Source organism: Streptomyces sp. NPDC015220 (assembly GCF_043079345.1).
In the GTDB taxonomy this organism is placed as follows: domain Bacteria; phylum Actinomycetota; class Actinomycetes; order Streptomycetales; family Streptomycetaceae; genus Streptomyces.
Window position 1 is genome coordinate 57163 of record NZ_JBIBUK010000028.1, and the last position, 25964, is coordinate 83126.

A 25964-nucleotide genomic window follows, 5' to 3' on the forward strand; every position below is an offset into this window, starting at 1 on the left:
TGGTTCTCCACTCTCCTCGTGTGCGGCCGGGCGCGGTCAGGGCACGAAGCGCCCGCGCCCGTTGGCGAGGAACTCCTCGCGCAGCGCCGTCTTGTCCGCGTCGGTCATCAGGGCGTATTCGGGCCGACCGCGTCCCGTCCAGCGGTAGACCGGGTCGCCGGTGCGCCAGCCCTCGGCCTGCATCTCCTTCTTGCGGAGCTTGCCCGAGCCGGTGGCCGGCAGGGCGTGGGAGACGCGGACGAAGCGGGGGGCGCCCTTGGTGCCCAGGTCCTCCTGGGCGGCCAGGAACTCCGGCAGGCGCAGGTCCTCCAGGCCGCTGCCCACGGGGATCTCCACGGCGGCCATGACCTGGTCGCCGGAGCGGGGGTCGGGGACGCCGAAGACCGCGGCGGCGACGACCGCGGGGTGTCTGCGCAGGATGCGTTCGGTCAGCAGCGCGGAGGTGTTCTCGCCGTCGACCCGGATCCAGTCCCCGGACCGGCCGGCGAAGTAGAAGTAGCCGGCCTCGTCGACGTAGCCGAGGTCGCCGGTCCAGTACCAGCCGTGGTGGACGCGTTCGGCGTTGGCGGCGTCGTTGTTGTAGTAGCCCTCGAACCGGGCGGCGCCCTCGGTGTCGACGATCTCGCCGATGGCCTCCTCCGGGTTGCGCACCCTGCCGTGCGCGTCGAGCAGCGCGGGCGGGCAGGTCTCGCGGGTCCCGGGGTGCACGATCCGGACGCTGTCGCGCGCGGGCACGCCGAGTGCGCCGGCCGGGCCGTCGGGGGCCCGCCGGAGCATTCCGGCGCCCTCGCTGGAGCCGTAACCCTCGATCAGCCGGCAGCCGAAGCGGCGCAGGAAGGCGGCCTGGTCCTCGGGGGACGCCTCGGTGCCGAAGGCGTGGGTGAGCCGGTTGTCGCCGTCGTCGTCCCGCTCCGGGCGGGCCAGGACGTAGGCGATGGCCTTGCCCACGTAGGTGAAGAACGTGGCGCCGAAGAAGCGTACGTCCGGCAGGAAGCCGGAGGCCGAGAACTTCGGGGTGAGGGCGACGGCGGCGCCGGCCGCCAGGGCCGGCGCCCACAGGGCCATCAGCGCGTTGCCGTGGAACAGCGGCATCGGGCAGTAGCACACGTCGTCGCGGCCGACCTCGTACTTGGCGGAGTTGGCGTGGCCGAGCGCGGCCAGCCGCCCCTGCGAGCAGATCGCCGCCTTGGAGGCGCCGGTCGTGCCGGAGGTGAACAGCAGCAGCATGCGGGTGGCCGCGGTGACCTCGGGGTCGCGGACCGGCTCGGCCCCCGCGTGCGCGGCCAGGGCGTCGGCGTACGCCGGGTCGTCGACGACGAGGTACCGCTGCGGCGGGACGCCGAGGTCCAGTCCGTCGAGCAGCTTGAGCCCGGCCCGGTCGGTGATGATCAACTGGCAGTCGGTGTGGCGTACTTCCTCCTCCAGGTAGCTGCCGCGCCGGGTCGGGTTGATGCCGACGACGGACGCGCCGGCGAGGGCCGCTCCGCCGAGCCAGAAGACGTACTCCGGCACGTTGTCGAGGAGGATGCCGATGTGGAACGGCCCGTCGGTGCGCAGCTCGCGCGCCAGCAGGGCGCGGGCCGCGCTCTCGTGCACGACCTCGTCCCAGGTCCAGTCCCGTTCCCGGGTGCGCAGGCCGGGACGGTCGTCCCCCGTGCGGGCGAGGAGCAGATCGGCGATGGTGTCGGGTGCCAACGTCGTCCCTCTCAGGCGGTGATGGGCGCCTTGCCGGCGGCGGTGCTCCCGCCGGCCGGCTCGACGAGTACGCAACGTGTGCCGCCGTAGATGGTGACGAAGCACTTGTTGCAGTGGATGCAGAGCGAGGGGGTGTCCGCCTCGGCCTTGATGCGGTTGATCAGATCGGGTTCGCGCAGCAGGGCGCGGCCCATGGCGACGAACTTGAACCCCTCCTCCATGGCCAGGTCCATGCTCGGCCGGCCGGTGATCCCGCCCAGCAGGATCAGCGGCATGTCGACGGCGGCGCGGATCTGCCGGGCCTGGTCGAGGAGGTAGGCGTCCTGGTACGGGTAGCTGTGCAGCACCCGCTTGCCGACGAGTTTGATGCCCGTCTTGATCGGCTCGGGCATGATCTGGGTGAACTCGTGCAGGGGCGCGTCACCGCGGAAGAGGTACATGGGGTTCAGCAGGGAGCTGCCCACGGTCAGCTCCAGGGCGTCGAGGCAGCCGTCGCTCTCCAGGGTGCGTGCGACGGGGATGGCCTCGTCGAGCCAGAAGCCGCCGGGGACGCCGTCGTCCATGTTGAGCTTGGCGATGACGGCGATCCGGTCGCCGACCGCCTCACGCACGGCCCGCACGATCTCGCGCGGGAAGCGGAACCGGTTCTCCAGGCTGCCGCCGTACTCGTCCTTGCGGTGGTTGACGCGCGGGCTGAGGAAGGAGCTGGCGAGGTAGTTGTGGCCCAGGTGGATCTCGACGCAGTCGAAGCCCGCCTCGACGGCCATGGCGGCGGCGTCGGCGTGGTTGCGGACGATGCGCTCGATGTCGGCCCGGGACACCTCCTTGGCGAAGCTGAGGGTCGTCTTGTGGAAGTGCCGGCTGGGCGAGAGCGCGGGAAGTCCGTTGGACTTCGGGTTGGCCACCGGACCGGCGTGGCCGATCTGGGCGGAGACGGCCGCGCCTTCGGCGTGGACGGCGTCGGTCAGCCTGCGCAGCCCGGGCAGGGCCTCGGGCCGCCACTGGATCTGGTGCCTGTCGGTCCTGCCCTCGGGGGCCACCGCGCAGTAGGCGACGGTGGTCATGCCGACCCCGCCCCGCGCGTACCGGACGTGGAAGTCGATCAGGTCCTGGGTGACCAGGCTGTCACGGCTCAGCCCCTCGTACGTCGCCGCCTTGACGACGCGGTTGCGCAGGGTGATGGGGCCGAGTGTCGCGGGGGCCAGGACGTCCGGCGTTCCGGGCGGCTGGTGCGATGTCTGAGTCAAGGGGAACCTCCGTCCGCGCACCCGTCGTGGTGGCGGTCGCGACGTTATTCAGGGATCAGCCGGCGGGCGGGGGCCGTCCCGCTGACCGGGAGGGCCGGGGGCCTGGAGCGCGGGCGGCGCCCGGGTCGGGGTCGGCGTCGGCGTCGGGGCTCGGCCGCCCCGGCGACGGGCGGCGCGGTGGTGGGCGGCGCGGGGGTGGGGCCGGGTCCGGGCCCGTGCCCGTGTCAGTCGAAGTTGGCCTGGCCGCCGTCGAGGGGCACGGTCGCGCCGGTGAGATAGCGGGCGTCCGGTCCGCACAGCATCACCACGGCCCGGCCGATGTCCGTCTCGCAGTCGCCGACACGGCGCAGCGGTACGGAGGCACGGAACTCCTCGGCCTCCGCCGGGTGGGCCTCGGCCCAGCGCACGTACCCGGGTGACGCCGCGTGCGGGGCGATCGCGTTCACGCGGATGCCGTCGGGCCCCCATTCGTTCGCGGCGGTACGGGTCAGGGAGCGCACGGCGGTCTTGGCGGCCGCGTAGGCGCCGTAGGTGCTCAGGTCCCAGCGGACCATGGCGGAGGTGACCAGGTTGATGACGACGCCTTCGCCGGAGCGTTTCAGGTGGGGGTGGCAGGCCTTCATGAACGCGAAGGTGGCGAAGGGACCGCTGCGGAATCCCCGTTGGAAGTCGGTGTCGCTCAGCGACAGCAGCGGGCCGTAGGCGCCGTCGTAGACGTTGTTGACGAGGACGTCGATACGTCCGAACCGCTCGGCGATCTCCTCCACCAGGTGCGGGATCCGTTCGGTTTCCAGCACGTCACAGCCGAACGGTTCGGCCCGCGCGCCGCGGGCCCGCAGCAGCGCACAGGTGGCCTCCAGTTTCGCCGGTGTCCGGCCGAGGACCGCCAGCGACGCTCCCTCGGTGGCCAGGGCGAGGGCGATGCCCTGGCCCACCCCCTGGCCCGCTCCGGTGACGACCGCGACCTTGCCCTGAAGGTGTCCCACCGGTTCTCCTCTCTCGCGTCTCTCGTGTTTCTCGTGTCTCTGGGGTGTGTCGTGTCGTCTCGTGCGTCTCGTGGACGGTGGGTGCCGGTCGGTCCGGCGCCCGGACCGCTCATGTTCCGGGCGGGGCGGAAGTCGCCGGGAGGCGTGTCCCACTGAGTGGTAGGCCGGCCGTCGCCGGATCGGGGCCCGTCCCGGTGACCGGGAGCCGCGCTCCCCGCCGGGGGCCCGAGGAGAACCATGACGCGCACATCGACCACTCGGAGAGAGGGAGGCACATGAGCGCGACGGCGGATCACCAGGAGACGGTGCCGGAGATCCTGCGGCGGCTGACGGGCCCCGGTGGCGCCTTCGAGCTGGTCCGGGAGGACGTGCTCGGAGCCCGTATGCAGGTGTTCGCGCACCGGGAGAGGTCACTGGCGGATGTGGTGGCCGCATCCGTGCGGCACGGTGACCGCGACTACATCGTGACCGAGGACGAGAGGATCTCGTTCGCCGATCACGCGCGTCAGGTGGCCTCCCTGGCCCGGGTCCTTCAGGAGGAGTACGGCGTCGGCAAGGGCGACCGGGTGGCGCTGCTGGCGGCGAACAACCCGGGCTGGATCGTCGCGTTCTGGGCGACGGTCTCGCTCGGCGCCGTCGCCGTCGGCTACAACGCCTGGTGGACGGCGCCCGAGATCGCCTACGGCATCGAGCACACCCGGCCCAAGGTGGTGCTGGCCGACACCAAGCGGGCCGCCTCGGTGGACGGCTCCCGCGTGCCGCTGCTGACGTTCGAGAAGGACGTCCCCGATCTGGTGCGGCGACACCCGGACGCGCCGCTGCCCGAGCCGGAGATCGACGAGGACGATCCCGCGGTCATCATGTACACGAGCGGTACGTCGGGCCGGCCTAAGGGGGCGGTGCACACGCACCGCAATCTGCTGGCGGTCATCGGCTACCTGTGCCTCAACAACGCACTGGCCGCGGAGCTGGGCGACCCGACCGCCCCCGAGGACCGGCGGCACCTGCTCGCGCTGCCCCTCTTCCACATCGCGGCACTGCACAACCTCGCCGTCCCCCGGCTCGTGGACGGGGGCACCGTGGTGATGTACCAGGGCCGCTTCGAGGTGGACCGGGTGCTGCGGCTGATCGAGCGGGAGCGGGTCACCAACTGGGGCGCGGTGCCGACCATGGCGCACCGTCTGATCGAGCACGGCGACCTCAGCGGCTACGACCTGTCGTCCCTGACGTCCTTCGCGCTGGCGTCGGCCCCGTCCTCCCCGGCCTTCCACGACCGGCTGCGCGCGGTGCTGCCGGTGGCCCGGAGCGCGCTCGCCAACAGCTACGGGCTCACCGAGTCCTGCACCGGCGCGGCCGTGGCCACCCCGGCCGACCTCGCCGTGGCGCCGGACAGCCTGGGCCGCCCGGTGGTGTCGGTGGAACTGGAGGTGCGCGACCCGGCCGGCCTGCCGCTGCCGGAGGGCCAGGAGGGCGAGATCTGCCTGCGCAGCCCCTATGTGATGCTCGGCTACTGGGAGGACCCGGCGGCCACCGCCCAGGCCATCCGCGCGGACCGCTGGCTGCACACGGGGGACATCGGGATGCTCCAGGACGGCCGGCTGCGGCTCACCAGCAGGCGCTCGGACCTGATCCTGCGCGGCGGCGAGAACGTGTACCCGGCGGAGATCGAGAACGCGCTGTCCGAGTGCCGGGGGGTGCGGGAGTGCCTGGTGATCGGGGTGCCCCACCCGGACCTGGGCCAGGAGGTGGCGGCGGTGGTCGTCACCGACGCGGGCTCCTCCCTCACCGAGGAGTCCCTGACCGACTTCCTGCGCGCACGCCTGGCGTACTACAAGGTGCCGTCACGGTGGCGGGTCACCTCGGAAAGCCTGCCGCGCAACGCCACGGGGAAAGTCATCCGGCGCGAGGTGCGCGTCTGACGGCGGGGCCCGTCCGGTGTCCCGAGGCGCGGTCCGGCACCGCCGGCGACCGCGTCGGGCCGACGCTCGTCCCGCGCCACCGACCCCTGTGACCGACGTGCCGCGCCGGTCACAGGGGTCGGCCGGACGAGTTCACACGATGCCGTCGAGGGGGTGCTGGGCTGCCGGGCCACGGGCAGGACGACGTCGACGCCGTCCCGGCGGGCCAGGGGCAGCGGTCTGCTCATGGTGGCGCCGAGGTCGTCGAACAGGTAGGGCACGGGGCGCAGCGGCCGGTCCAGGCCGAGGAAGAAGTCGTCCCAGTGCGCCAGGACGACCCGCCCGGCCCCGGTCCCGGCCACGTCCCAGTATGTGTGGAGGAACTCCGCGGGCTGCTTGCCCGGCGCACCGCCCCCCAGGCGGACGACCTCGCCCGGCGCGTGCACCGACGACGAGGGACCTCCGTCGCCTTCGCGGGCGGACCGTCTTCACGAGCGGGCCGTCTTCACGGCTGGACCGTCTTCACGAGCGGACCGGCTTCACGGCTGGACCGTCTTCACGAGCGGGCCGGCTTCACGGCTGGACGGCAGCGGCCCCCGGCACGTCCCGGACGAGCCGATGGACGGTACACCTCGTCAGGTGGGCGTCCGGCGGCAGGGGAAGGGCGAGGCCCCGGGGCGGAGGGGTGTCCGGCCCGGGGCCTGCCCGTGGGTCAGCTCGGGCGGGGCAGTTGTTTGGCGATGAAGAGGCCCTGGGCCGTCACGCACTCGCGGCCGCCGGCGGAGATGGACCCGATCGTCTGGATCTTCTTGCCGTCCACGGAGATCTGGCGGCCGGTGACGGTCAGGGGTTCGAACAGGGGGGTGGGGCGCAGGTAGCGCAGGGTGAGTTCGGCGGTCATCCCCGACAGGCCCGCCCAGTGGTTGGCGACGCCGAGGGTGTGGTCGAGCAGCAGCGCCGACACGCCGCCGTGCACGCAGCGGGGCGGGCCCTGGTAGGGGAACCCGAGGGTGACCGTGCCCTGGACGGAGCCGTCCTCCCGGCCGGCGAGCGTCAGGGGCGGGGCGATGGCGTTCTCGGGGCCGGTGACGGGGTCGTGCCGGGTGATGCCGCTGCCCTGCCACATGGTGACCAGACGGTCCTCCGGGCCGGGGGCCCGTTCGGTGAGCTGGTCGGCGAGGGCGTCGAGCTGCTTGGCCACGTCCGCCATGTCGGTGTCGGTGTGGTCGCCGGCTCTCAGCAGGGCGTCGATCAGTCTGCGCGCGGCGGCGGCCGCCGCGTCGACGCCCTCGTCGCGGGCGGTGGAGACCAGGGCCTCGGGCCGTGCGACGGGCTCGGAGGGCACGGGAGTGTGGTGTTCGGCGGTCATGCGGTGATCCTCGCCGTCGCGTGGGTGAGTACCGGGGCGTCGTCGCGGTCCGGGCAGGTGGCGTGCAGCAGGAGGCGGTCGCCGTCGCGCCACAGGGCGGTGCGGATGGTCTCGCCGGGGAAGAGGACGCCCGCGAACCGCACGGACAGTTCCGTCAGCCTGGTGGCGTCGCCGTCGAGCAGGCCGCCGACGAGGGCCTTGGCGAGAAGGCCGTAGGAGGCGAGGCCGTGCAGGACGGGCCGGTCGAAGCCGGCCAACCGCGCGAACCCGGGGTCGGCGTGCAGGGGGTTGAGGTCGCCGTTGAGGCGGTAGAGCAGCGCCTGCTGGGGCGTGGTCGGGGTGTCGAGCACGGCGTCGGGCGCGCGGTCGGGCACGGACCGTTCGGTCTGCGGGCCGGGCTCTCCGCCGAAGCCGCCCGCGCCGCGGGCCCAGATCTGCATCCTGCTGGTCCACAGCGGCTCGCCGTCGGGGCCGGTCGCGGTGGACTCCCGTACGATCACGGCCGCCTTGCCCTTGTCCCACACCTCGGCGACGCGGGAGGAGAGCGTGGCCGAGCCGGCCGTCGGCAGGGGGCGGTGGACCTTCAGGTCCTGGCCGGCGTGGAGGATGCGGCGCAGGTCGATGTCGATGCCCGGCAGTTCGAAGGACGGGTCGGGGTCGGTGCCGGTGGAGACGCCGGTGCCGGCGACCATCGCGAAGGTGGGCAGCACCGTCAGGCCGCGCTCGTAGGTGAGGTGGAGTTCGGGGCCGAGGGCGGTGTCCGCGCCGGCGCCCAGGCTCAGGTGGTAGAGGAGGACGTCCCGCGTGGTCCAGCTGATCTCCTGGACGGCCGGGGGCGCGCCGAGCGCCTTGTCGCGGTCGATCGTCATGCGCGGGCCTTCTCTCCGGAGGTGCTGGGGGCGGGCGCGGGGTCTCGGGGCAGGCCCAGCATGCGTTCGCCGATGATGTTCAGCTGGACCTCCGTCGTGCCGCCCGCGATGGACATGCAGCGGGAGTTGAGGAACCACCAGGTGGGGTCCTGGCGGGGGCCCTCGCCGGTGAGGGAGGCGTCGCCGAGCCAGTCCATGGCGGTCTCCCACACCTGCTGGACGTGTTCGACGCCGATCAGTTTGGCGATGCTGGCCTCGGCTCCGGGCTGCTGCCCGGACACCGAGCGCAGTGTGGTGCGCAGGCCCAGCAGTCCGCCGCACTGGGCGTCGCAGAGGATGCCGCCGAGGGTGGTGAGCCGTTCGTCGTCCATGTCCTCGGGTGCCGAGGCCGCGAGGTCGAGCAGGGCCTCGCCGCCGGTGCCGAGCGAGGAGTCGTGGGAGAGGGCGACGCGTTCGTTGGCCAGGGTGGTGCGGCTCAGCCGCCATCCGTCGCCGGGCGCGCCGACGAGCATGGCGTCGGGAACGAACACGTCGTCGAGGAACACCTCGTTGAACTCGGCCTCGCCGGTGATCTGCCGCAGGGGGCGGATGTCGATGCCGGGGGCGCTCATGTCGAGCAGGAAGTACGACAGGCCCTTGTGCTTGGGCGCGTCGGGGTCGGTGCGGGCGAGCAGGATGCCCCAGTCGGCGTCGTGGGCCATGGAGGTCCACACCTTCTGGCCGCTGATCCGCCAGCCGCCGTCGGTTTTGACCGCGCGGGTGGACAGGCCGGCCAGGTCCGATCCGGCGCCGGGCTCGCTGAACAGCTGGCACCAGGTGATCTCGCCGCGCAGGCTCGGCCTGAGGAACCGTTCGCGCTGCTCGTCGTCGCCGTGCGCGACGAGGGTCGGCACCACCCAGCCCCCGATGACCATGTCCACGGGCTTGAGTCCGGCCGCGCGCATCTCCTCGGCGATGACGAGCTGGGTGACGGCGTCGGCGCCCTTGCCCCAGGGGGCGGGCAGGTGCGGGGCGGTGTAGCCGCGGTCGGCGAGGAAGGCGGGCCGCTCGGCGCCGTCCACGGCGGCGGCCTCGCCGAGTTCGGCGCGGATCCCCTCGCGTACGGCCTCGGCGGCGGGCGGCAGTTCGACGCCGAGGCGGCGGCGGGCGCCGTCCAGCGTTAGCCCGGCGACGCGGCGGCGCCAGGCGGCGGCCGGGCCGAGCGCGATGCGCAGGGTCTGGGCCCGGCGCAGGTACAGGTGGGCGTCGTGCTCCCAGGTGAAGCCGATGCCGCCGAGCACCTGGACGCAGTCCTTGGCGTCGGCGAAGCCGGCGTCGACGGCGGTGGCCGCGGCGACGGCGGCGGCCAGCGACGCCTCGCGGGGGTCCTCGACGGCGCCGGGGTCGGCGGCGCGGGCCGCGTCCCAGGCGCAGGCACGGGCCTGCTCGGCCCGGGCGAGCATCCGCGCGCAGCGGTGCTTGACGCCCTGGAACTGGCCGATGGGGCGGCCGAACTGTTCGCGGACCCGGGCGTAGTCGGCCGCGGTGGCGACGGCCCAGTCGGCGATGCCGGAGGCCTCGGCGGCGAACAGCGTCGCGGCCAGGTCGAGCGGCAGCCGCGGGTCGAGGGACAGGACGTCGCCGGCGGGCACCGTCACCGCGTCGGCGCGCACCCGGGACGAGCGGCGGGTGAGGTCGTGGCCGCGGTGGTGGACGGCCGCCACGGTGGCGCGCGGGACCACGACCCACGCGGTGGCGTCACCGTCCGCCGCGGGCAGCACGAGGACGTCGGCCGTGTGGCCGCCGATGACGAGGCCGGACTCGCCGGACAGGGAGATCCCGCCGTCGTCCCGGCGGGTCAGGGCGAGGGTGCCCGGGCGCAGTCCCAGGGCGCCGACGACGGTGCCGTCGGCCAGGCCCGGCAGGTATTTCGGGTGTGCGGCCCGGTTCAGGACCGCGGCGGCGAGGGTGGTCGGCAGGAACGGGCCGGGAGCGACCGCTCGGCCCAGTTCTTCGGTGACGACGGCGAGTTCGACCAGTCCGTAGCCCGCTCCGCCCACCTCCTCGGGCAGGTGGAGGCCGAGCAGGCCCTGTTCGGCGAGCGCCCGCCAGTACGGCGGCAGCGTCTCGTCCTCGGCGTCGACCGCCTTGCGGACGACGTCCGGGGTGATGTGCCTCGCGGCGAAGGCGCGTACGGAGTCGCGCAGGTCGCGGTGCTCCTCGGTCAGCCCGATGGTCATGGTGTCTCAGATCCGTTCGATGATGGTCGCCGTCGAGTGCGCGCCGCCCGCGCACATGGTGATCAGCGCGGTGGACTTGTCGGCGCGCTCCATCTCGTACAGCGCCTGGGTGATCAGCCGGGCGCCGGTGGAGCCCACCGCGTGGCCGAGCGCGATCGCACCGCCGTTGACGTTCACCTTGTCCATGTCGGCCTGGTGGACCTGGGCCCAGGACAGCACCACCGAGGCGAACGCCTCGTTGATCTCGACGAGGTCGATGTCGTCCAGTGTCATGCCGGCCCTGCGCAGGACGTCACGGGTCGCCTCGACGGGCCCGTCGAGGTGGTAGTAGGGGTCGGAGCCGACCATGGTGGAGGCGACGATCCGGGCGCGTCCGCGCAGCGAGAGGCGGTCGGCGCTCTCCCGGCTCATCAGGAGGACGGCGGCGGCGCCGTCGCTGATCTGCGAGGAGTTGCCGGCGGTGTGGACGCCGTCGGGGATCACCGGCTTCAGTCCGGCGAGCCCTTCGGCGGTGGTGTCCCTGAGGCCCTGGTCGCGGGAGACGACGGCGCGCTCGCCGGTGGGGCCCTCCTTGCCCATCACCGGGGCGTCGACGTCGAGGATCTGGCCCGCGAAGCGGTCCTCGGCCCAGGCGCGGGCGGCCTTGCGCTGGGAGGCGAGGCCGAGGGCGTCGGCGTCGGCGCGGGTGATGCCGCGCTTGCGCGCGATCCGCTCGGCGGCGGTGAACTGGTCCGGCATGTCCAGCGACCAGCTCTCCGGCACCGGCACTCCGGTGCCGGGTGTCTGCGCCTGGCCGAGGAAGACCCGGCTCATCGACTCCACGCCGCAGCCGATGCCCACGTCGATGGCGCCCGCGGCGATCAGTCCGTGGATCAGGTGCACGGCCTGCTGGGAGGAGCCGCAGGCGCAGTCGATCGAGGTGCAGGCGGTGGTGTGCGGAAGTCCGCCGTGCAGCCAGGCGGTGCGGGTCACGTTGTTGGACTGCTCGCCGGCCTGGGTGACACACCCTCCGACGACCTGGTCGACCAGGTCCGGTGCGACGCCCGCGCGTTCGAGCAGGCCCTTTTGTGCCAGGCCCAGCAGTTCGGCCGGGTGCAGACCCGACAGGACACCGCGACGCCGGCCGACCGGCGTGCGCGCGGCTTCGACTATGACGGCCTCGGCCATGGTTCTCCGTAGGTGTGAGGGCGGCCCGCGAGGGCCGGGGCGGTTGCGTCCCAACAGAACTAGAATTCATTCTGGATCGAGGCAAGCGGCGGTCCCACTGAGTGGATCGCGCCCCGCGCCCCCGCCGCCCTCGCCCCACGGCGAGCCAGGGCGCTCAGACCCGGTCGGGTCCGCGCAGGACCACCTCGGCGCCGCCGTCGACGTACAGCACCTGGCCGGTCACGTGGGTGTTCTCCTCGCTGGTCAGCCAGCGCAGGGCCCGCGCGACCACCTCCGGCTCGGCGTGGCCGTTCAGCGGCATCGGCACGGCCTGCTCGACGATCCTGCGCTGTTCCTCCGTCACGGCGACGGCGGCGTGCATCGGCGTCAGCACCACGCCGGGGCCCACGGCGTTCAGCGGGATGCCCGCGCCGGCCCACTCGTCGGTGACGCTCACACGGCGCAGCCAGCGGGCCAGGGCGTTCTTGGAGGCCGGATAGAGGGCGCCGCCCGCGCCCTCGTCCGCGACGGCGGCGGCCACCGCGAGCGCGGCGGGCTCGTCGCCGGCGAGGCAGGCCTCGACGACCTCGGGGGCCACGTCCTTGGTCCCGACGATGGAACCGACGAACGCGGCGCGGGGCGCCCGGGCGCGCGCCAGGGCCGGCCTGAGGCCCTCCAGCAGCTCGGTGACGCCGAAGTAGTTGACGGCGATCGTGGCCGGCACCCGCGCCGAGATGCCGGCACAGGCGATCACGGCGTCGAGGACGCCCCCGGTGCGCTCCAGGACGGCTCGGACGGCCTCCCGCCGCCCCACGGGGGTGCCGAGGTCCGCGCGGACGTCGGCGTTCTCCAGGTCGACGCCGATCACGTCGTCCCCCTGGGCGCGGAGCATGTCGGCGAGTGCCTTGCCGATGCCCGAGGCCGCTCCGGTGACGGCGACCCCGCGCGGTGCGGATGAGGTGGTCATGGTGATCGTTCCCTTCTTTCGGCGGGCACGTGTCACCGGCCACTCAGGCGCACGTCCTGATCGCCGGGCACGCGCCCGTGTGGTCGATCGGCAAAGGTCCCGTTCGTCGGGCGCGCGCCCGGCTGTCGGGCACGCGCCCCCAGGTCGGAGGCGCGTGCCAGGGCCGGTACGCTCACGGCCCCGGGCGCACGCCCCCGTCGCGGGCACATGTCCCCGGTGCCGGACACATGTTGCCGGTGCCGGACACATGTCCGGCACCGGCTACGCCCAGCCGCTCACACCTCACAGCCGGTCGCGCGCCGGCCGTCGGGAGTACGCCCCCGTCGCCGGACGCACGTCGGCCCCGGGCGGGTCGCCGCCCGGGGCAGGGGTCAGATGTGGGAGCCGCCGTCGGCCCGGATCTCCGCGCCCGTGAGGTAGCCGGCGTCCGGTGAGGCGGCGAAGGCGATGACGCCCGCGATCTGTTCCGGGCCGGCCGCGCCGAACGGCGCGCGGATGCGCTGGTAGTAGCTGGTGTCGAGGTCCGACGGCAGCATGTCGGGCCGTGCGGTCAGGGGCGTGGCGACGGTGCCGGGCGAGACGGGCACGACGCGGATGCGGCGGTGCGCCACCTCGGAGGCCAGGCACAGGGAGAACGCGAGCACCGCGCCCTTGGAGGCTGAGTAGGCGCTCATGTACGGGTTCCCGTGGGTGGCGGAGGACGAGGCGACGTTGACGATGACGCCCTCGCCGTCGGGCAGGTGGCGCAGCGCCTCGCGGCAGAACAGCGCCGTCCCGACGACGTTGACGGAGAACAGGTGTCGCAGGTCCTCGGCGGTCAGCCGGTCGATGGGCGTGGTGCGGTGCACGCCCGCGACGTTGACCAGGACGTCGATGCCGCCCAGTTCCCGTGCGGCGCACGCCACGGCGTCGACGACGGCGCTCTCGTCACAGACGTCGGCGACGTGGGTGTGCAGTCGTCCGGGCCCCGGCGGGAGGCTGTCGGCGGTCTCCCGCAGGCCGCTCCCGGACAGGTCGACGCCGAAGACGGCGGCGCCCTCCGCGGCCAGTCGCAGCGCGGTGGCGCGGCCGATGCCGGACGCGGCGCCGGTGAGCAGGACGTTGACACCTTCGAAGCGGTTCATCACGGCCCTTCGCGTGAGCGTGCCGGGGGCGCGGGCCCTCGGGGATCCTGAACGGTGGGGGGCCCGGCGCGCTCAGGGCCGGGCCGGGCCGGCGGCGGCCCGGCCCGCCCTGCGGCCGAAGAAGGTGCCGTCGCCCAGCGACGTGCCGCTGACGTAGCCCTGGCCGTGGATGCCGGAGGTGGCCCGTCCGGCCGCGTACAGGCCGGGGACGGGTGCGCCGGAGACGTCCAGCACGGCACCGTCGACGGTGGTGCGCAGCCCGCCCAGGGTGAACCCGGCCGCGCCCGTCCCGGCGCCCGCGCTGTCCCGGTCGCCGGTGTGGAAGCCGAGTCGCGGGTCGAGGGCGGCGAAGGGTGGCCCAAGGGGGCGCACCCAGCGGGCGTTCTTGTGGAAGTAGGGGTCCTCGCCGCGCTCGGCGTGCGTGTTGTAGGCGCCGACGGTGGTCTCCAACGCGCCCCGGGGCATGCCGAGTTCGCGTTCCAGGCCGGCCAGGTTCTCGTCGGCGTGGCTCGGGAGCACGCCCCAGCGTTCCGCCTCGGGGACGGACTCGTAGCCCTCCTGGTCGACGATCACCCAGTAGGGTCCCGGCTGGGTCAGCACCGCCGCCGTGCTGAACAGCCCTGGATAGACGTCCTCGTTGATGAAGCGCTGGCCGAGCGCGTTGACGAGCAGGCCGCGCACGGCCAGGGCGGGCAGCGCGGTCATCGCGATCTCGGCCGCCGACATGCGCCGGGTGGCCGCGCCGACCGCGCAGGCCATCCGGATCCCGCTGCCGTCGTCCAGGCCGTCGCTGACCTTGCCGAGGCCGAGCAGGGCGTGCGCGTGGTCGGCGAGCATCTCCTCGTTGTCGACGAACCCGCCGGTGGTCAGGACGACGCCGCGGCGGGCGCGGAAGGCCAGCTCCTGTCCGTAGCGGCGGGCGGTGACACCGGTGATCCGGCCGTCGTCGCCGGTGATCAGGGCGGTGGCCAAGGTGTCGGTGCGGGTCGCGGCGCCGGCCGCGCGGGCGGCCGCGACCAGCTTCTCCATCAGCAGCCCGCCGCCGAAGTGGCCGACGGCGGGGCGGTGGCCGCGCGGCACCGGCCGGGCGAGGGTGTCGTAGGGCCAGGCGTTCTCGCCCAGCCACATCAGGCCGTCGTCGGTGGGCGGCATCCAGGTCGGGGCGTCCCACAGGGTGTGCTGGAAGGGGACTCCCCGGTCGACGAACCACTGGAAGTGCTCGGTGCTGCCGTCGCAGTAGGCGCGCAGCTTCTCCTCGTCGGTGTGCGGGCCGAGGGCCGCCGACAGATAGGCGAACATGTCGTCGGCGGTGTCCTCGAAGCCGCAGGCGGCCTGTACCGGGGTGCCTCCGCCGAGGTACAGCTCGCCGCCGGACAGCGCCGAGGAGCCGCCCGGTCCCCCGGCGCGTTCCAGCACCAGGACCTCCGCGCCCGCCGAGGCCGCCTCGAAGGCGGCCGCGGCGCCCGCGCACCCGAAGCCGACGACGAGGACGTCGGCTTCGGCGTCGTAGTGGGTGACGGACGAGGCGCGCACCGGGGTCACGGGCCGGGGCGGGGTCATGCGTCCTTCCCGGGCGGCAGGAACGCCGCGAGCGGCTGGGAGCCGGACCAGTCGTGGCCCCAGTAGCTGTCGGCGGTGATCTCCTCGGCGGTGTAGTGGGTCTCGTCGACGAGCAGGCCGTCGGTGCCGTACTCCAGGTCCCAGCCGCCCGGCGCCCGGACGTAGAAGGAGACCATCTTGTCGTTGGTGTGGCGGCCGAGGGTGGAGGAGAGCGGGAAGCCGAGGCGGCCGACGTTGTCCAGGGCGCGGCCCACCGCGTCCAGGGTGTCGACCTCGACCATGAGGTGGACCAGGCCGGGGGCCTCGCCGTGCGGCGCCGGACACAGGGCGAGGCTGTGATGGCGCTGGTTGACGCCCATGAACCGCACCCGGCGCGGCGGGGCGTCCGGTGACTGGACGCTCAGCTTGGTCGCGCCGCGCGGCAGGAAGCCGAGCACCTCGGTGTAGAAGGCGACGGTCTCGTCCATGCGGGTGGTGGGCAGGACGACGTGGCCCATGCCCTGGGCGCCGGTGACGAAGCGCTGCCCGAGGCCGGTGAGGACGGGGCTGTGGTCGAGGACCGGGCCGAAGAAGACCTCGACCCGGACGCCGGCGGGGTCCTCGAAGGCGATGGCCCGCTCCACCGCGAGCGCGTCCGCCTCCTGCCAGGTCAGTTCCTCGACCGGGGTGCCGGACGCCTCGACGGCGCGGGCGACCTCGGCCAGCGCGAACTGGTCGCGGACCTCCCAGCCGACGGCCTCGGCCCGGTCGGTGTCGCCGGGCAGGACGACCAGCCGTGCCTGGCGTTCGTCCATCCTGAGGTAGAGGCCGTCGGGGTCCGGCCCGGACCCCTCGGCGAAACCGAGGGCGTCCACGGTGAGTTCGCGCCAGCGGGCGACGTCCCGGGTGCGGACGCGCAGATAACCGAGTCCTCGGACGTGCGTCATCTTTCTTCCTCCCGTCCTTGCTGCCTGTGGTGGTCCCGCCGGTGTCAGATCATCGAGCGCATCGGCCCCTGCGGGGGCTCCACGCCGATCTGGGTCAGCGCCGCGACGTGGAAGACCGCCCCGGTGACGTGGATGGCGTGCGCGAGACCGGTGTGGGCGTCGCGCCAGAAGCGCTGGATGGGGTTGCTCATCCGCATGGCGTTGCCGCCGGAGCGTGCGACGATCTCGTCGACCGCGCGCACGGCCCGCCAGGCGGCACCGGCCTGGGTGCGGCGGCCCACGGCCCGCCGGTCGAAGCTGATCCGCTCGCCGGCCGCCACCATGTCGTACAGGCTGCTGACGTTGTCGAGCAGGGCGGCGCGGGAGGCGGCGATCTCGGCGGCGGCCTCGCTGACCGCGTACATGACGTACGGGTCGTCGCGGGAGGCGGTGCCGGTGATCTGCACGCGGTCGCGCTGGTAGGCGAGGTGGTGGGCGAGGGCGCCCTCGCAGATGCCGATCACGGCGGAGGTGATGCCGAGCGGGAAGGCCGCGGAGAACGGCAGCCGGTACGTCGGGTTGGTCAGGCCGGCCTCGTCGGCGAGGCTGCCGTCGACGACCTTGTTGTAGTCGATGACCCGGTGGTCCGGTACGAAGGCGTCCTTGACGACGATGTCCTTGCTGCCGGTGCCGCGCAGGCCGACCACGTCCCAGGAGTCGGGGACGATCTCGTAGTCGGAGCGGGGCAGGATCACGTGGACGGAGCGCGGCGGGCTCAGCCGCTCGCCCTTCTCGTCGGCGAGGAACGCGCCGAGGAAGATCCAGTCGCAGTGGTCGGTGCCGGACGAGAACTGCCAGTGCCCGTTGAAGACGTAGCCGCCGTCGACGGGGCGCAGCAGGCCCATCGGGGCGTACGGGGAGGCGATCCAGGTGTCCTGGTCCTCACCCCAGACCTCCTCCTGGACCCGGGAGTCGGCCATCGCCATCTCCCAGGGGTGGACGCCGACGACGCCGGTGACCCAGCCGGTCGAGCCGTCGCAGGAGGCGATCTTCATGACGGTCTCGGCGAACTCGCGCGGGTGCAGTTCGAGGCCGCCGTACTTCTTCGGCTGGAGCATCCGGATGGCTCCGGTCTCCCGCAGCACCTTGGCCGTCTGGTCGTCCAGCCGGCCGAGGGATTCGTTGGCGGGCCCCAGGGCGCGGATCTCCTCCGCGCGTTCGACGACGGCGTCGAGTACCGGATTGGCCATGGTCGCTCTCACTTCCCCGCGGGCGTCGGCCCGGTCGTGTCCTTGGCCGCGGCGGCCCGCTCGGCGAGCCCGACGGCGATTTCGATGAGCTGGTCCTCCTGGCCGCCGACGAGCTTGCGCCGTCCGGCCTCCAGGAGGATGTCGGTGCCGGAGACGCCGTACTTGGCGGCCTGCCGGCCGGCGTGCGCGAGGAAGCTGGAGTAGACGCCCGCGTAGCCCATGGTCAGCGACATCCGGTCGAGCAGGCGGTCGCCGCCCATGATGGGCAGCACGACGTCCTCGGCGGCGTCGATGATCTTCGGGGTGTCGACGCCGGTGCGGATGCCGAGCTTCTCGGCGACGGCCACGAACGCCTCGACGGGGGTGTTGCCCGCGCCCGCGCCGAAGCGGCGGGTGGAGCCGTCGATCTGCAGGGCGCCGGCCCGGACGGCGTACACCGAGTTGGCGACGCCGAGTCCCAGGTTCTCGTGGCCGTGGAAGCCGACCTGGGCGTCGTCGCCGAGTTCGGCGACGAGCGCGGCGACGCGGTCCCCGACGCCTTCGAGGACGAGCGCGCCGGCGGAGTCCACGACGTACACGCACTGGCAGCCGGCGTCGGCCATGATGCGGGCCTGGCGGGCCAGGGCCTCGGGCGGGGTGCTGTGCGCCATCATCAGGAAGCCGACGGTCTCCAGGCCCAGTTCGCGGGCGAGCCCGAAGTGCTGGACGGAGATGTCGGCCTCGGTGCAGTGGGTGGCGATACGGCAGATGGCGGCGCCGTTGTCGGCGGCCTCGCGGATGTCGTCCTGGATGCCGAGTCCGGGCAGCATCAGGAAGGCGATCCTCGCCTGCCGGGCGGTCTTCACCGCCTCCTTGATGAGTTCCTGCTCGGGGGTGCGGCTGAAGCCGTAGTTGAACGAGGACCCGCCCAGGCCGTCGCCGTGGGTGACCTCGATGACGGGAACCCCGGCGTCGTCGAGGGCGGACACGATGGCCCGTACGTCCTCGACGGTGAACTGGTGCTGCTTGGCGTGCGAGCCGTCCCGCAACGAGGAGTCGGTGACGCGGATGTCGAGGTCTGCGCTGAAGGGCATGACGGAGGGACTCCTTGGTGGTCAGGACGCGGTGCGCCGGGCGATGATCCGCTGGGCGAAGCCCTCACCGACCTTGGTGGCGGCGGCGGTCATGATGTCGAGGTTCCCGGAGTACGGCGGCAGGAAGTCGCCCGCGCCCTCCACCTCCAGGAAGACCGCGACCCGGGCGAGGCCACCGCTGACGGTGTCGGGCTCGTCGAACTGCGGCTCGGCGCGCAGCCGGTAGCCGGGCACGTACGAGGCGACCTGGCGTGCCACCTCGTGGACGGACTCGGTGATCGCGGCGCGGTCGGCGTCGGCGGGGATGGCGCAGAACACGGTGTCCCGCATCAGCATGGGCGGTTCGGCCGGGTTGAGGATGATGATGGCCTTGCCGCGGGCGGCGCCGCCGATGGTCTCGATGCCCCGGCTGGTGGTGAGGGTGAACTCGTCGATGTTGGCGCGGGTGCCGGGCCCGGCGGACGGCGAGGCGACGCTGGCCACGATCTCCGCGTAGGCCACCTCGGTGACCCGGGAGACGGCGTGCACCATGGGGATGGTGGCCTGTCCGCCGCAGGTGATGAGGCTGACGTTGGGCGCGTCCAGGTGTTCGCCGAGGTTGACGGCGGGGACGACGGCCGGGCCGAGCGCGGCAGGGGTGAGGTCGATGGCCTGGATGCCGAGTTCGGCGTACTTGGGGGCGTTGACCTTGTGCACGTAGGCGGAGGTCGCCTCGAAGACCAGGTCGGGCCGGTCGTCCCGGGCGAGCAGCGCGTCCACGCCGTCGGCGCTCGCCGTCAGGCCTTCCTCGGCGGCACGCCCCAGACCGGGGCTCTGCGGGTCGATGCCGATCATCCAGCGTGGCTCGATCGTCTCGGACCGGAGCAGTTTGTACATCAGGTCGGTGCCGATGTTTCCGGAGCCGACGATCGCGGCGGTCGCCTTGGTCACAGTTCGAACCTCATCCGAATCGAGGGGTCGCGGGGGTCGTGGAGTCGCGGGGCGGCGCGGGGCGGCGCCGGGGGGCGAGGGTGCGGGCGCCGCGGGGGGCGCGCTCCCCAACGTGTCAGCGCGGCGGCCCGGCCCGCCCGGCCCCTCCCGCTGAGCGGGAGTCGCCGGGCGGGCCCGGTCCTCTCATCCGTCGTAGGTGATCCGGACGCGCTCGCTGAGCGGGAGCGCCTGGCAGGCCAGGACGTATCCGTCGGCGACGTCGCGCTCCTGAAGCACCTCGTTGCGTTCCATCGCCACCTCGCCCTCGACGAGCAGGCAGGTGCAGGCGCTGCAGTTGCCCTCGCGGCAGGAGTACGGCGCGTCCAGCCCGGCGGCGAGGAGGGCGTCGAGCAGCCTGCTCCCGGCCGGCCAGGGGACGGTCCTGGTGGCGCCGTCCAGCTCCACCTCGACCTCGCCGGCCGGGCCGGAGTCCTCGCCGGGTGTCTCGGGAGCCGCGAACGGGTCCCCGGTCAGGGAGGAGAACCGTTCGACGCGCACCCGCCCGGCCGGCGTGCCCAGGCCGGTGAGGGTGGCGGTGGCGAGGTCCATGAAGGGGCCGGGTCCGCAGACGAACGCCTGACGGCCGGCGTAGGGCCGGGTCAGGGCCCGCAGCGCGGGTCCGGTGGGCAGGCCCTGCACCGACTCCAGCCAGTGGAGCACCGTCAGCCGGTCGCCGAACTCCTCGGCCAGCGCGACCAGTTCGTCGCGGAAGATCACGGAGCGTTCGTCGCGGTTGGCGTAGACGAGGGTGACGGACCCGGTGCCGGCGTGCAGACAGGACTTGAGGATCGACATCACGGGTGTGATCCCGCTGCCCGCCGCGAGGAGGAGGAGGTCCTCGTCGAGTGTGTCGGGTGTGAAGGTGCCGGCGGGCCGCAGGACCTCGAGTGTGTCGCCCTCCACGACGTGGTCGCAGATCCAGTTGGAGCCGTAGCCGTCCACCGTGCGCTTCACGGTGATCCTCAGCTTCTCGTCGCGCTGCGGGGAGCTGCACAGCGAGTAGCAGCGGGCGGCGCCTCCGGGGCGTTCGGAGGGCACGCGGACGGTCAGGAACTGGCCGGGCCGGTAGCTGAACCGGTCCTTGGGCGCGTCGATCGGTTCGAGCACCAGGGAGTGCGCGTCGGGGGTCTCGCGGACCACCTCGACCACACGGACCGTGAAGGGGGTGTTTCGCCCCATGGGTTCCTCCGTCTTCCTTGCCGAAGCGGTCAGGCCCGGCCGGCGCCGCCGCGGCGGGCGGCGTGCCGGGCGGCGAGGTAGCCGAAGACGATGGACGGGCCGATGGTGGCGCCCGGCCCGGCGTACTCGTTGGCCATGACGGACGCGGAGGTGTTGCCGGTGGCGTACAGGCCCTCGACGTGGCCGCCGTCCTCGCGCAGGACCCTGCTGTGCTCGTCGCAGACCAGGCCGCCCTTGGTGCCGAGGTCGCCCACGTCGATGCGCACGGCGTAGTAGGGGGCCTTGTCGATCACGTCGAGGTTGGGGTTGGGCAGCGTGGGGTCGCCGTAGTAGCGGTCGTAGGCGCTGTCGCCGCGGCCGAAGTCGGCGTCCTTGCCGGAACGGGCGAAGCCGTTGAACCGTTCGACGGTCGCGGTCAGTACCTGCTCCGGGACGTCGATGGCGCGGGCGAGTTCGGCTATGGTGCCGGCCCGGTGGACGAGCCCGGCGTCGTAGAACCCGCGGGGGAAGGGCATCCCGGGCAGGACCTGTGCGAACGGGTAGCGGGCCCGGGCCTTGGCGTCCATCACGAACCAGGCCGGCACGTGCTTGCCCGCAAGCTGGTCGTGGACGAAGTTCGTGTACGGCGAGGACTCGTTGGTGAAGCGCCTGCCGTTGGCGGAGACGATCAGCGACGGCGGGATGCAGCGCTCGGAGACGAGGGGGATGGTCACGCCCTTGGGATGGCGCACCGACGGCATCCACCAGGCGTCGTCCATGAAGTCCACGGCCGCGCCGAGTTCCAGTCCGGCGAGGATTCCGTCGCCGACGTTCTCCTGCGCTCCGGCGCTGAAGTCCTCCTTGCCGCCGTCCGGTAGGTACTGCTCGCGCATGCCCTGGTTGTGGTCGAAGCCGCCGGTGGCGAGCAGGACGCCGTACCGGGCGCCGACGCGCACGCTCCTCCCTTCGCGTTCGACGACTACGCCGGTGACCCGGCCGCTGTCGTCGGTGACGAGGGAGGTCATCGGGGAGCGCAGCCACAGGGGGACGCCGGCGTCCTTGAGGGCCATGCGCATCCGGGCCACCAGGGCGCGCCCGCCGGTGGACATGTGCCGGCGGCGGATCACGTTGGAGGAGACCCGCCAGGCGGCGACCACGGAGGCCCAGCGTCCGCGCCAGGTCCGCTTGACCATGGCGAGGTCGTGGTAGTCCTTGCCGGTGACCCACAGGCCGAGGGGGCCCTTGAGGCTGTTGGGCCGCTGGTACTTCTCGTCCTCGCCGAGCTTGCGGGTGTCGAACGGGACCGCCTCGACGGACCGGCCCATGGGGCGGCCCCCGTCGTACTCGGGGTGGTAGTCGGAGTAGCCCTTGGTCCAGGTGAAGCGCATCCACTTGCTGCGGCCGAGCAGTTCCATGGCGGCCGGCCCGTGGTCGACGTAGGCGTCGAGCCGGGCGGCCGGGACCCGGCCCTCGGTGAGCAGGTCGAGGTAGCGGCGGACGGAGTCCCGGCTGTCGTCGTGGCCCTTGGCGCGCAGGGTCGGGTTGTTGGGGATCCAGATGCCGCCGCCGGAGATGCCGGTGGTGCCGCCGTACATGGCGCCCTTCTCGACCACGACGGTGGACAGTCCGGCGTCGGCGGCGGTCAGCGCGGCGGTCATGCCGCCTCCGCCGCTGCCGACGACGACGAAGTCGAACTCCTGCTCCCAGGCGGGGGTGGGGGTGCCGGTCATGCCGACTCCTTGCGGGTCAAGAAGGCCAGTACGACGTTCTCCCAGGCCGCCTTCTGCTCGATCATCACCCAGTGACCGCAGTCGGGGAACACGTGCAGTTCGGCGTCGGGAATGGTGCGCATCGGCACGATGGACATGTCGACGGGGCTCACGCGGTCGTCGCGGCCCCAGGTGATCAGGGTCTTGGGCTTGAGCCTGTGCAGCATCGCCCAGTACGGCGCCTCCTCGGAGGCGGCCGCGGCGGCGGCGCGGGCGGCGAAGGCGGCGCTGCCGTACATCTTGCGGGCGTTGGCGAGGGCTTCGGGGTCGTTGGCCAGCTGCCAGCGTTCCTCGACGAGTTCCTCGGTGACCAGGCTCTGGTCGTACACCATGGAGCGCAGCCAGCGGATCAGGCCCTCGCGGGTGGGGTCGTCGGTGAACTCCGTCAGGAGCCTGATGCCCTCGCCCGGGCCGGGGCTGTGGAGGTTGCGGCCGATGCCGCCGATCGTCACGAGCCTGCGGATCCGGTCGGGGTGGCTGAGCGCGTACTGGGTGCCGACGATGCCGCCCATGGAGTTGCCGATGACGTCGACCCGGTCGAGGCCGAGGGCGTCGAGGAAGCGGCCGAGGGCGGCCGGGGCGGTGGCCATGGGGTGTCCGTCGACGGGGTCGCTGACGCCGAACCCGGGCATCTCCAGGACCAGGCAGCGGAAGTGCTCGGCGAACGTGGCGAGGTTGCCCCGGTAGTTGCGCCAGCCGGTGACGCCGGGACCGGAGCCGTGCAGCATCACCAGCGGCGGCCCGTCGCCGGCCTCGTGGTAGCGCAGTACGCCCCGGTCGGTGGCGATCTCCCGCGCGGTGGACTCGTGGCTCAGCTCCGTCATCGTCCCTGCCTTCGCCGTCCCTGTGGTCACGCCCGGAACGTAGCCAGCGCCGAGGGGGCGCCGTCACGACCGTCCCGATCAGCGGGACTCACCGGTGGCGGGGGCCGGGCCTCGGCGGGGCCGGTCGGCGCCCGGGGCCGGGTTCCACTCATCGGGAACGCCTCTCGCCGCCGTCCGGCGCGGCCCTACCGTCGGTCTCCGCCCGATCCCGAAGCACGACACCGTGCCGTCCGACGTCGAGGGGAACCGATGACAGGCGATTCACTGACCGCACCCGACACGTGTGCCGGCACGGAGCCCACACCTGCTCTCATGCGCCGCGCCATGGGGGCGTTCGCCACCGGGGTGACCGTCGTCACCGGGCTGGACGCCGCCGGCGAGCCGGTCGGCTTCGCCTGCCAGTCCTTCGCGTCCGTCTCGCTCGAACCACCGCTCGTGCTGTTCTGCGCGGACCACCGGGGGCGGGCCTGGCCGCACATCAGGGACTCGGGGCGGTTCTGCGTCAACGTCCTGGCCGAGGAGCAGTCCGACCTCTGCGCCCGCTTCGGCTCCAGCAGGGGCAGGAAGTACGAGGACCTCGGCTGGGACCTCTCGCGGTGGGGTACCCCCGCGCTCCGCGGCGTGCTGATGCGGGCGCACGCGGAGGTGCACGACGTGCATGTCGCCGGTGACCACGACGTGGTGATCGGGCGGGTCCTCGAACTGGAGACCGAGGACGATCAGCGGCCGATGCTCTTTTTCCGCGGGCGCTTCGGCGTCGAGCAAGAGCCGGCCACCCCTTCTCCGACGGGTTCGTTCTCCTGGGGCTGGGGCGACCACTGGGGGTGACGGTTCGGCCCGGGGCCGGTCCGGGAGCGGCCGGCGGGAGGAGCGCCCCGCGGGGGCGCGGCCTGCGGGGGCGCGGCCTGCGGGTCCGGGACCGGTCCGGGGCAGACGTCGCCTACTCGCGGCACTACAGCCAGACACGGCACTACAGCCAGTCGCCGTTCTGCCCGGTGGCGAGCAGCCGGTCCATGGTCTGCGCCGACCAGTTCCGCTCGTGGGCGTCGGCCGGGTCGGCGTGGTGGCCCCGGTCGGGGTGTTCCAGGCAGGGGAACAGCTCGCGCGAGACCTGGCGGGCGGCGTCGACCACGAGCGGTGCCACCTTCTCCAGCGGGGTCCGGACCTCACCGGCCAGCGAGAGCGCGGCCACCGGGCCCTCGGGGCCGCGGACCGCCACCGCGACACAGGCGATGCCGGGGTAGTACTCGCCGTGTTCGAACGCGAGGCCGCGGCGCTGCCTGATCCGGTTGAGCTCCTGGTGGAGGGTCGGCAGATCGGCGATGGTGCGGTGGGTCAGCCGGCCGATGGTGTCGCCCAGTCTGGCGTCGACCTCCTCCGGTTCGAGCCAGGCCAGCATCGCCTTGCCCAGCGCGGTCGCATGGGCCGGGACCCGGCCGCCGACCCACGAGGGGACGGACGCGGCGAACCGGCCGCCGGCCTTGTCGAGGTAGTGCACCTGGCCCTCGTCGAGCACGGCCAGATGGACGACAAGACCGGTGCGGATCTGAAGGTCGTGGATCCGTCCCGCGGCGGCCGCGCGGATCTCGGCGTGGGCGCCGTCGCCGCCGCCGAGCCCGAGGGCCCGGCGGCCGAGGCCGTAGCCGAACTGGGTGTGCTCCAGCCACCGGAGCCGGACGAGCTGCTCGAGGATCCGATGGGCCGTGGAGCGCGGCAGGCGGGTACGGCGCGCCACGTCCTCCAGCGACAGCCTGGTGGTACGGCCCGTGAACGCGTCCATGATCAGCGTCATTCGCTCGACCATCGACGGCGGCAGCTCCTTGCGAGCGGTCGCGTCCACAGCAGGCTCGGCATCGACAACCGTCATGGGCCCTCCAGACGAACTGAAATGAATTCTGGTTTTGGAAGTTAGCAGCGCCGGGGAGCGGTAGGAAGGGGTGTGCACCGCCTTTCCCACCGCGGCACCCACGGCTTCCCGATCAGCGGGACGGCACCGGCCCCGGCCGCCCCCCGTGCGTTACGAATCGCCTGAACGGCACGGCCATGCGGCGACGGCACGAGGAGAGACCTCCATGCGGATCGGGATCACATCACCCGTAGTGGTGCAACTGCCGGGAGCCTCCTCCCCCTGGGAGGCGGAGGCCGGCATCGAGGAACTGGGGCTGATCGCCCGGGCCGCCGACCGGCTGGGCTTCCACCACCTCACGTGCAGCGAACACGTGGCCGTCCCGCTGGACGTCGCCCGGGAACGCGGCGGCACCTACTGGGACCCGGCCGCCACCCTCGGCCACCTGTCCGCGCTGACCCGGGACATCCGACTGGTCACCCAGGTGCTCGTCCTCGGATACCACCACCCGCTGGAGATCGCCAAGCGCTACGGCACCCTCGACCGGATCAGCGGCGGCCGGGTCACCCTCGGGCTCGGGGTGGGCACCCTGCGCGAGGAGTTCGACCTGCTCGGCGCCCCCTTCGAGGACCGTGGCGCGCGCGCCGACGACGCCCTCGCGGCGCTGCGGGCCGCGCTGTCGCGACGGGTGCCGCGATACCGGGGAGAGCACTACGCCTTCGAGGACTTCGTGGTCGAACCGCACGCCGTGCAGGAGCACCTGCCGCTGTGGGTCGGCGGCCGGACCCCGAGGTCGCTGCGCAGGGCCGTCGCCCTCGCCGACGGCTGGGTGCCGTTCGGCCTCGCGCCCGACCGGCTGCGCGAGATGGTCGAGCGGGCCGAACCGCCGGAAGGTTTCGAGATCGTCCTCGGCCCGGGTCGTCCCGTCGATCCGACCGGCGACCCGGAGACCACGGTCCGGGCCCTGAGCCGGCTGCGCGACGCCGGGGCGACCGTGCTGACCGCCTCCCTCGCCGCGCGCTCCGCGGAGCACTACCGCGAGCAACTGGAAGCCCTCCGGGACCTGGCCGCGACCCTCTGACCCACAGGA

Annotated in this window: 22 protein-coding genes; 3 read left to right on the forward strand and 19 right to left on the reverse strand. The window is 73.2% G+C overall.

What is annotated here, in order from left to right:
• Positions 1–36: 36 nt before the first annotated feature.
• From ACF061_RS34560 to ACF061_RS34570, 3 genes are all read right to left on the reverse strand, one after another.
• Positions 37–1695, reverse strand: a complete 1659-nt coding sequence (locus ACF061_RS34560; RefSeq protein ID WP_392270969.1) for an AMP-binding protein — start codon at positions 1693–1695, stop codon at positions 37–39.
• Positions 1696–1706: 11 nt separating this feature from the next.
• Positions 1707–2942 (reverse strand): NADH:flavin oxidoreductase, encoded by a 1236-nt coding sequence (locus tag ACF061_RS34565; RefSeq protein WP_392270970.1) that lies wholly within the window; start codon positions 2940–2942, stop codon positions 1707–1709.
• 224 nt (positions 2943–3166) lie between these two features.
• Positions 3167–3928 (reverse strand): SDR family NAD(P)-dependent oxidoreductase, encoded by a 762-nt coding sequence (locus ACF061_RS34570; protein ID WP_392270971.1) that lies wholly within the window; start codon positions 3926–3928, stop codon positions 3167–3169.
• Positions 3929–4203: 275 nt separating this feature from the next.
• Between ACF061_RS34570 and ACF061_RS34575 the strand changes: the two genes are divergently transcribed.
• On the forward strand, positions 4204–5847 hold the full coding sequence (locus ACF061_RS34575; protein WP_392270972.1) for a class I adenylate-forming enzyme family protein: 1644 nt from the start codon (positions 4204–4206) through the stop codon (positions 5845–5847).
• Here ACF061_RS34575 and ACF061_RS34580 read toward each other — a convergent pair.
• From ACF061_RS34580 to ACF061_RS34650, 15 genes are all read right to left on the reverse strand, one after another.
• A complete protein-coding gene (locus tag ACF061_RS34580; RefSeq protein ID WP_392270973.1) occupies positions 5757–6272 on the reverse strand; it encodes a hypothetical protein in 516 nt (171 codons plus the stop codon). The two genes, ACF061_RS34575 and ACF061_RS34580, sit on opposite strands and share 91 nt — an antisense overlap.
• 266 nt (positions 6273–6538) lie before the next feature.
• Positions 6539–7195 carry a PaaI family thioesterase gene (locus tag ACF061_RS34585; protein ID WP_392270974.1) on the reverse strand — a complete coding sequence of 219 codons (657 nt, stop codon included), beginning with the start codon at positions 7193–7195 and terminating at the stop codon, positions 6539–6541.
• A complete protein-coding gene (locus ACF061_RS34590; RefSeq protein ID WP_392270975.1) occupies positions 7192–8064 on the reverse strand; it encodes a MaoC/PaaZ C-terminal domain-containing protein in 873 nt (290 codons plus the stop codon). The genes ACF061_RS34585 and ACF061_RS34590 overlap by 4 nt, the downstream gene beginning before the upstream one ends.
• The gene (locus ACF061_RS34595) at positions 8061–10283 is read right to left on the reverse strand and encodes an acyl-CoA dehydrogenase (protein WP_392270976.1); all 2223 of its coding nucleotides are present in this window, start codon (positions 10281–10283) and stop codon (positions 8061–8063) included. Before ACF061_RS34595 ends, ACF061_RS34590 begins: the two co-directional genes overlap by 4 nt.
• A gap of 6 nt (positions 10284–10289) precedes the next feature.
• Positions 10290–11450: a steroid 3-ketoacyl-CoA thiolase gene (locus ACF061_RS34600; RefSeq protein WP_392270977.1), complete on the reverse strand. Its 1161-nt coding sequence runs from the start codon at positions 11448–11450 to the stop codon at positions 10290–10292.
• Positions 11451–11604: 154 nt separating this feature from the next.
• Entirely contained in the window at positions 11605–12396 is a 792-nt protein-coding gene (locus tag ACF061_RS34605; protein WP_392270978.1) for an SDR family oxidoreductase, read from the reverse strand.
• 371 nt (positions 12397–12767) lie between these two features.
• Positions 12768–13520, reverse strand: coding sequence for an SDR family NAD(P)-dependent oxidoreductase (locus ACF061_RS34610; protein WP_392270979.1), 753 nt, complete (start codon positions 13518–13520; stop codon positions 12768–12770).
• Positions 13521–13592: 72 nt separating this feature from the next.
• A complete protein-coding gene (locus tag ACF061_RS34615) occupies positions 13593–15080 on the reverse strand; it encodes an FAD-dependent oxidoreductase (RefSeq protein WP_392270980.1) in 1488 nt (495 codons plus the stop codon).
• Positions 15077–16006, reverse strand: coding sequence for a VOC family protein (locus ACF061_RS34620; RefSeq protein WP_392270981.1), 930 nt, complete (start codon positions 16004–16006; stop codon positions 15077–15079). Before ACF061_RS34620 ends, ACF061_RS34615 begins: the two co-directional genes overlap by 4 nt.
• Positions 16007–16050: 44 nt before the next feature.
• Positions 16051–17235, reverse strand: coding sequence for an acyl-CoA dehydrogenase family protein (locus ACF061_RS34625; protein ID WP_392270982.1), 1185 nt, complete (start codon positions 17233–17235; stop codon positions 16051–16053).
• An 8-nt stretch (positions 17236–17243) separates the two neighbouring features.
• Positions 17244–18308: a 4-hydroxy-2-oxovalerate aldolase gene (gene dmpG / locus ACF061_RS34630; protein WP_392270983.1), complete on the reverse strand. Its 1065-nt coding sequence runs from the start codon at positions 18306–18308 to the stop codon at positions 17244–17246.
• 21 nt (positions 18309–18329) lie between these two features.
• Positions 18330–19238 (reverse strand): acetaldehyde dehydrogenase (acetylating), encoded by a 909-nt coding sequence (locus tag ACF061_RS34635; RefSeq protein ID WP_392270984.1) that lies wholly within the window; start codon positions 19236–19238, stop codon positions 18330–18332.
• Between the two features lie 183 nt (positions 19239–19421).
• Positions 19422–20456, reverse strand: a complete 1035-nt coding sequence (locus ACF061_RS34640) for a 2Fe-2S iron-sulfur cluster-binding protein (protein WP_392270985.1) — start codon at positions 20454–20456, stop codon at positions 19422–19424.
• Positions 20457–20485: 29 nt separating this feature from the next.
• Positions 20486–22165, reverse strand: coding sequence for an FAD-binding protein (locus ACF061_RS34645; RefSeq protein ID WP_392270986.1), 1680 nt, complete (start codon positions 22163–22165; stop codon positions 20486–20488).
• Complete coding sequence (locus ACF061_RS34650; protein WP_392270987.1) at positions 22162–23058, reverse strand: alpha/beta fold hydrolase; 897 nt, start codon at positions 23056–23058, stop codon at positions 22162–22164. The genes ACF061_RS34645 and ACF061_RS34650 overlap by 4 nt, the downstream gene beginning before the upstream one ends.
• A 219-nt stretch (positions 23059–23277) precedes the next feature.
• On the opposite strand from ACF061_RS34650, the gene ACF061_RS34655 reads away from it, so the two are divergent.
• Positions 23278–23856 carry a flavin reductase family protein gene (locus ACF061_RS34655; protein ID WP_392270988.1) on the forward strand — a complete coding sequence of 193 codons (579 nt, stop codon included), beginning with the start codon at positions 23278–23280 and terminating at the stop codon, positions 23854–23856.
• Positions 23857–23998: 142 nt separating this feature from the next.
• On the opposite strand, the gene ACF061_RS34660 is transcribed toward ACF061_RS34655, so the two are convergent.
• Complete coding sequence (locus tag ACF061_RS34660) at positions 23999–24895, reverse strand: IclR family transcriptional regulator (protein ID WP_392270989.1); 897 nt, start codon at positions 24893–24895, stop codon at positions 23999–24001.
• Positions 24896–25100: 205 nt separating this feature from the next.
• On the opposite strand from ACF061_RS34660, the gene ACF061_RS34665 reads away from it, so the two are divergent.
• Positions 25101–25955, forward strand: coding sequence for a TIGR03619 family F420-dependent LLM class oxidoreductase (locus tag ACF061_RS34665; RefSeq protein ID WP_392270990.1), 855 nt, complete (start codon positions 25101–25103; stop codon positions 25953–25955).
• The last annotated feature ends 9 nt before the right edge of the window (positions 25956–25964 follow it).

Coding starts and splice junctions, on each gene's coding strand:
- ACF061_RS34575 (WP_392270972.1), top strand. CDS start 4,204: ATGAGCGCGACGGCGGATCACCAGGAGACGGTGCCGGAGATCCTGCGG.
- ACF061_RS34585 (WP_392270974.1), bottom strand. CDS start 7,195: ATGACCGCCGAACACCACACTCCCGTGCCCTCCGAGCCCGTCGCACGG.
- ACF061_RS34590 (WP_392270975.1), bottom strand. CDS start 8,064: ATGACGATCGACCGCGACAAGGCGCTCGGCGCGCCCCCGGCCGTCCAG.
- ACF061_RS34595 (WP_392270976.1), bottom strand. CDS start 10,283: ATGACCATCGGGCTGACCGAGGAGCACCGCGACCTGCGCGACTCCGTA.
- ACF061_RS34600 (WP_392270977.1), bottom strand. CDS start 11,450: ATGGCCGAGGCCGTCATAGTCGAAGCCGCGCGCACGCCGGTCGGCCGG.
- ACF061_RS34605 (WP_392270978.1), bottom strand. CDS start 12,396: ATGACCACCTCATCCGCACCGCGCGGGGTCGCCGTCACCGGAGCGGCC.
- ACF061_RS34610 (WP_392270979.1), bottom strand. CDS start 13,520: ATGAACCGCTTCGAAGGTGTCAACGTCCTGCTCACCGGCGCCGCGTCC.
- ACF061_RS34615 (WP_392270980.1), bottom strand. CDS start 15,080: ATGACCCCGCCCCGGCCCGTGACCCCGGTGCGCGCCTCGTCCGTCACC.
- ACF061_RS34620 (WP_392270981.1), bottom strand. CDS start 16,006: ATGACGCACGTCCGAGGACTCGGTTATCTGCGCGTCCGCACCCGGGAC.
- ACF061_RS34625 (WP_392270982.1), bottom strand. CDS start 17,235: ATGGCCAATCCGGTACTCGACGCCGTCGTCGAACGCGCGGAGGAGATC.
- dmpG (WP_392270983.1), bottom strand. CDS start 18,308: ATGCCCTTCAGCGCAGACCTCGACATCCGCGTCACCGACTCCTCGTTG.
- ACF061_RS34640 (WP_392270985.1), bottom strand. CDS start 20,456: ATGGGGCGAAACACCCCCTTCACGGTCCGTGTGGTCGAGGTGGTCCGC.
- ACF061_RS34645 (WP_392270986.1), bottom strand. CDS start 22,165: ATGACCGGCACCCCCACCCCCGCCTGGGAGCAGGAGTTCGACTTCGTC.
- ACF061_RS34655 (WP_392270988.1), top strand. CDS start 23,278: ATGACAGGCGATTCACTGACCGCACCCGACACGTGTGCCGGCACGGAG.
- ACF061_RS34660 (WP_392270989.1), bottom strand. CDS start 24,895: ATGACGGTTGTCGATGCCGAGCCTGCTGTGGACGCGACCGCTCGCAAG.
- ACF061_RS34665 (WP_392270990.1), top strand. CDS start 25,101: ATGCGGATCGGGATCACATCACCCGTAGTGGTGCAACTGCCGGGAGCC.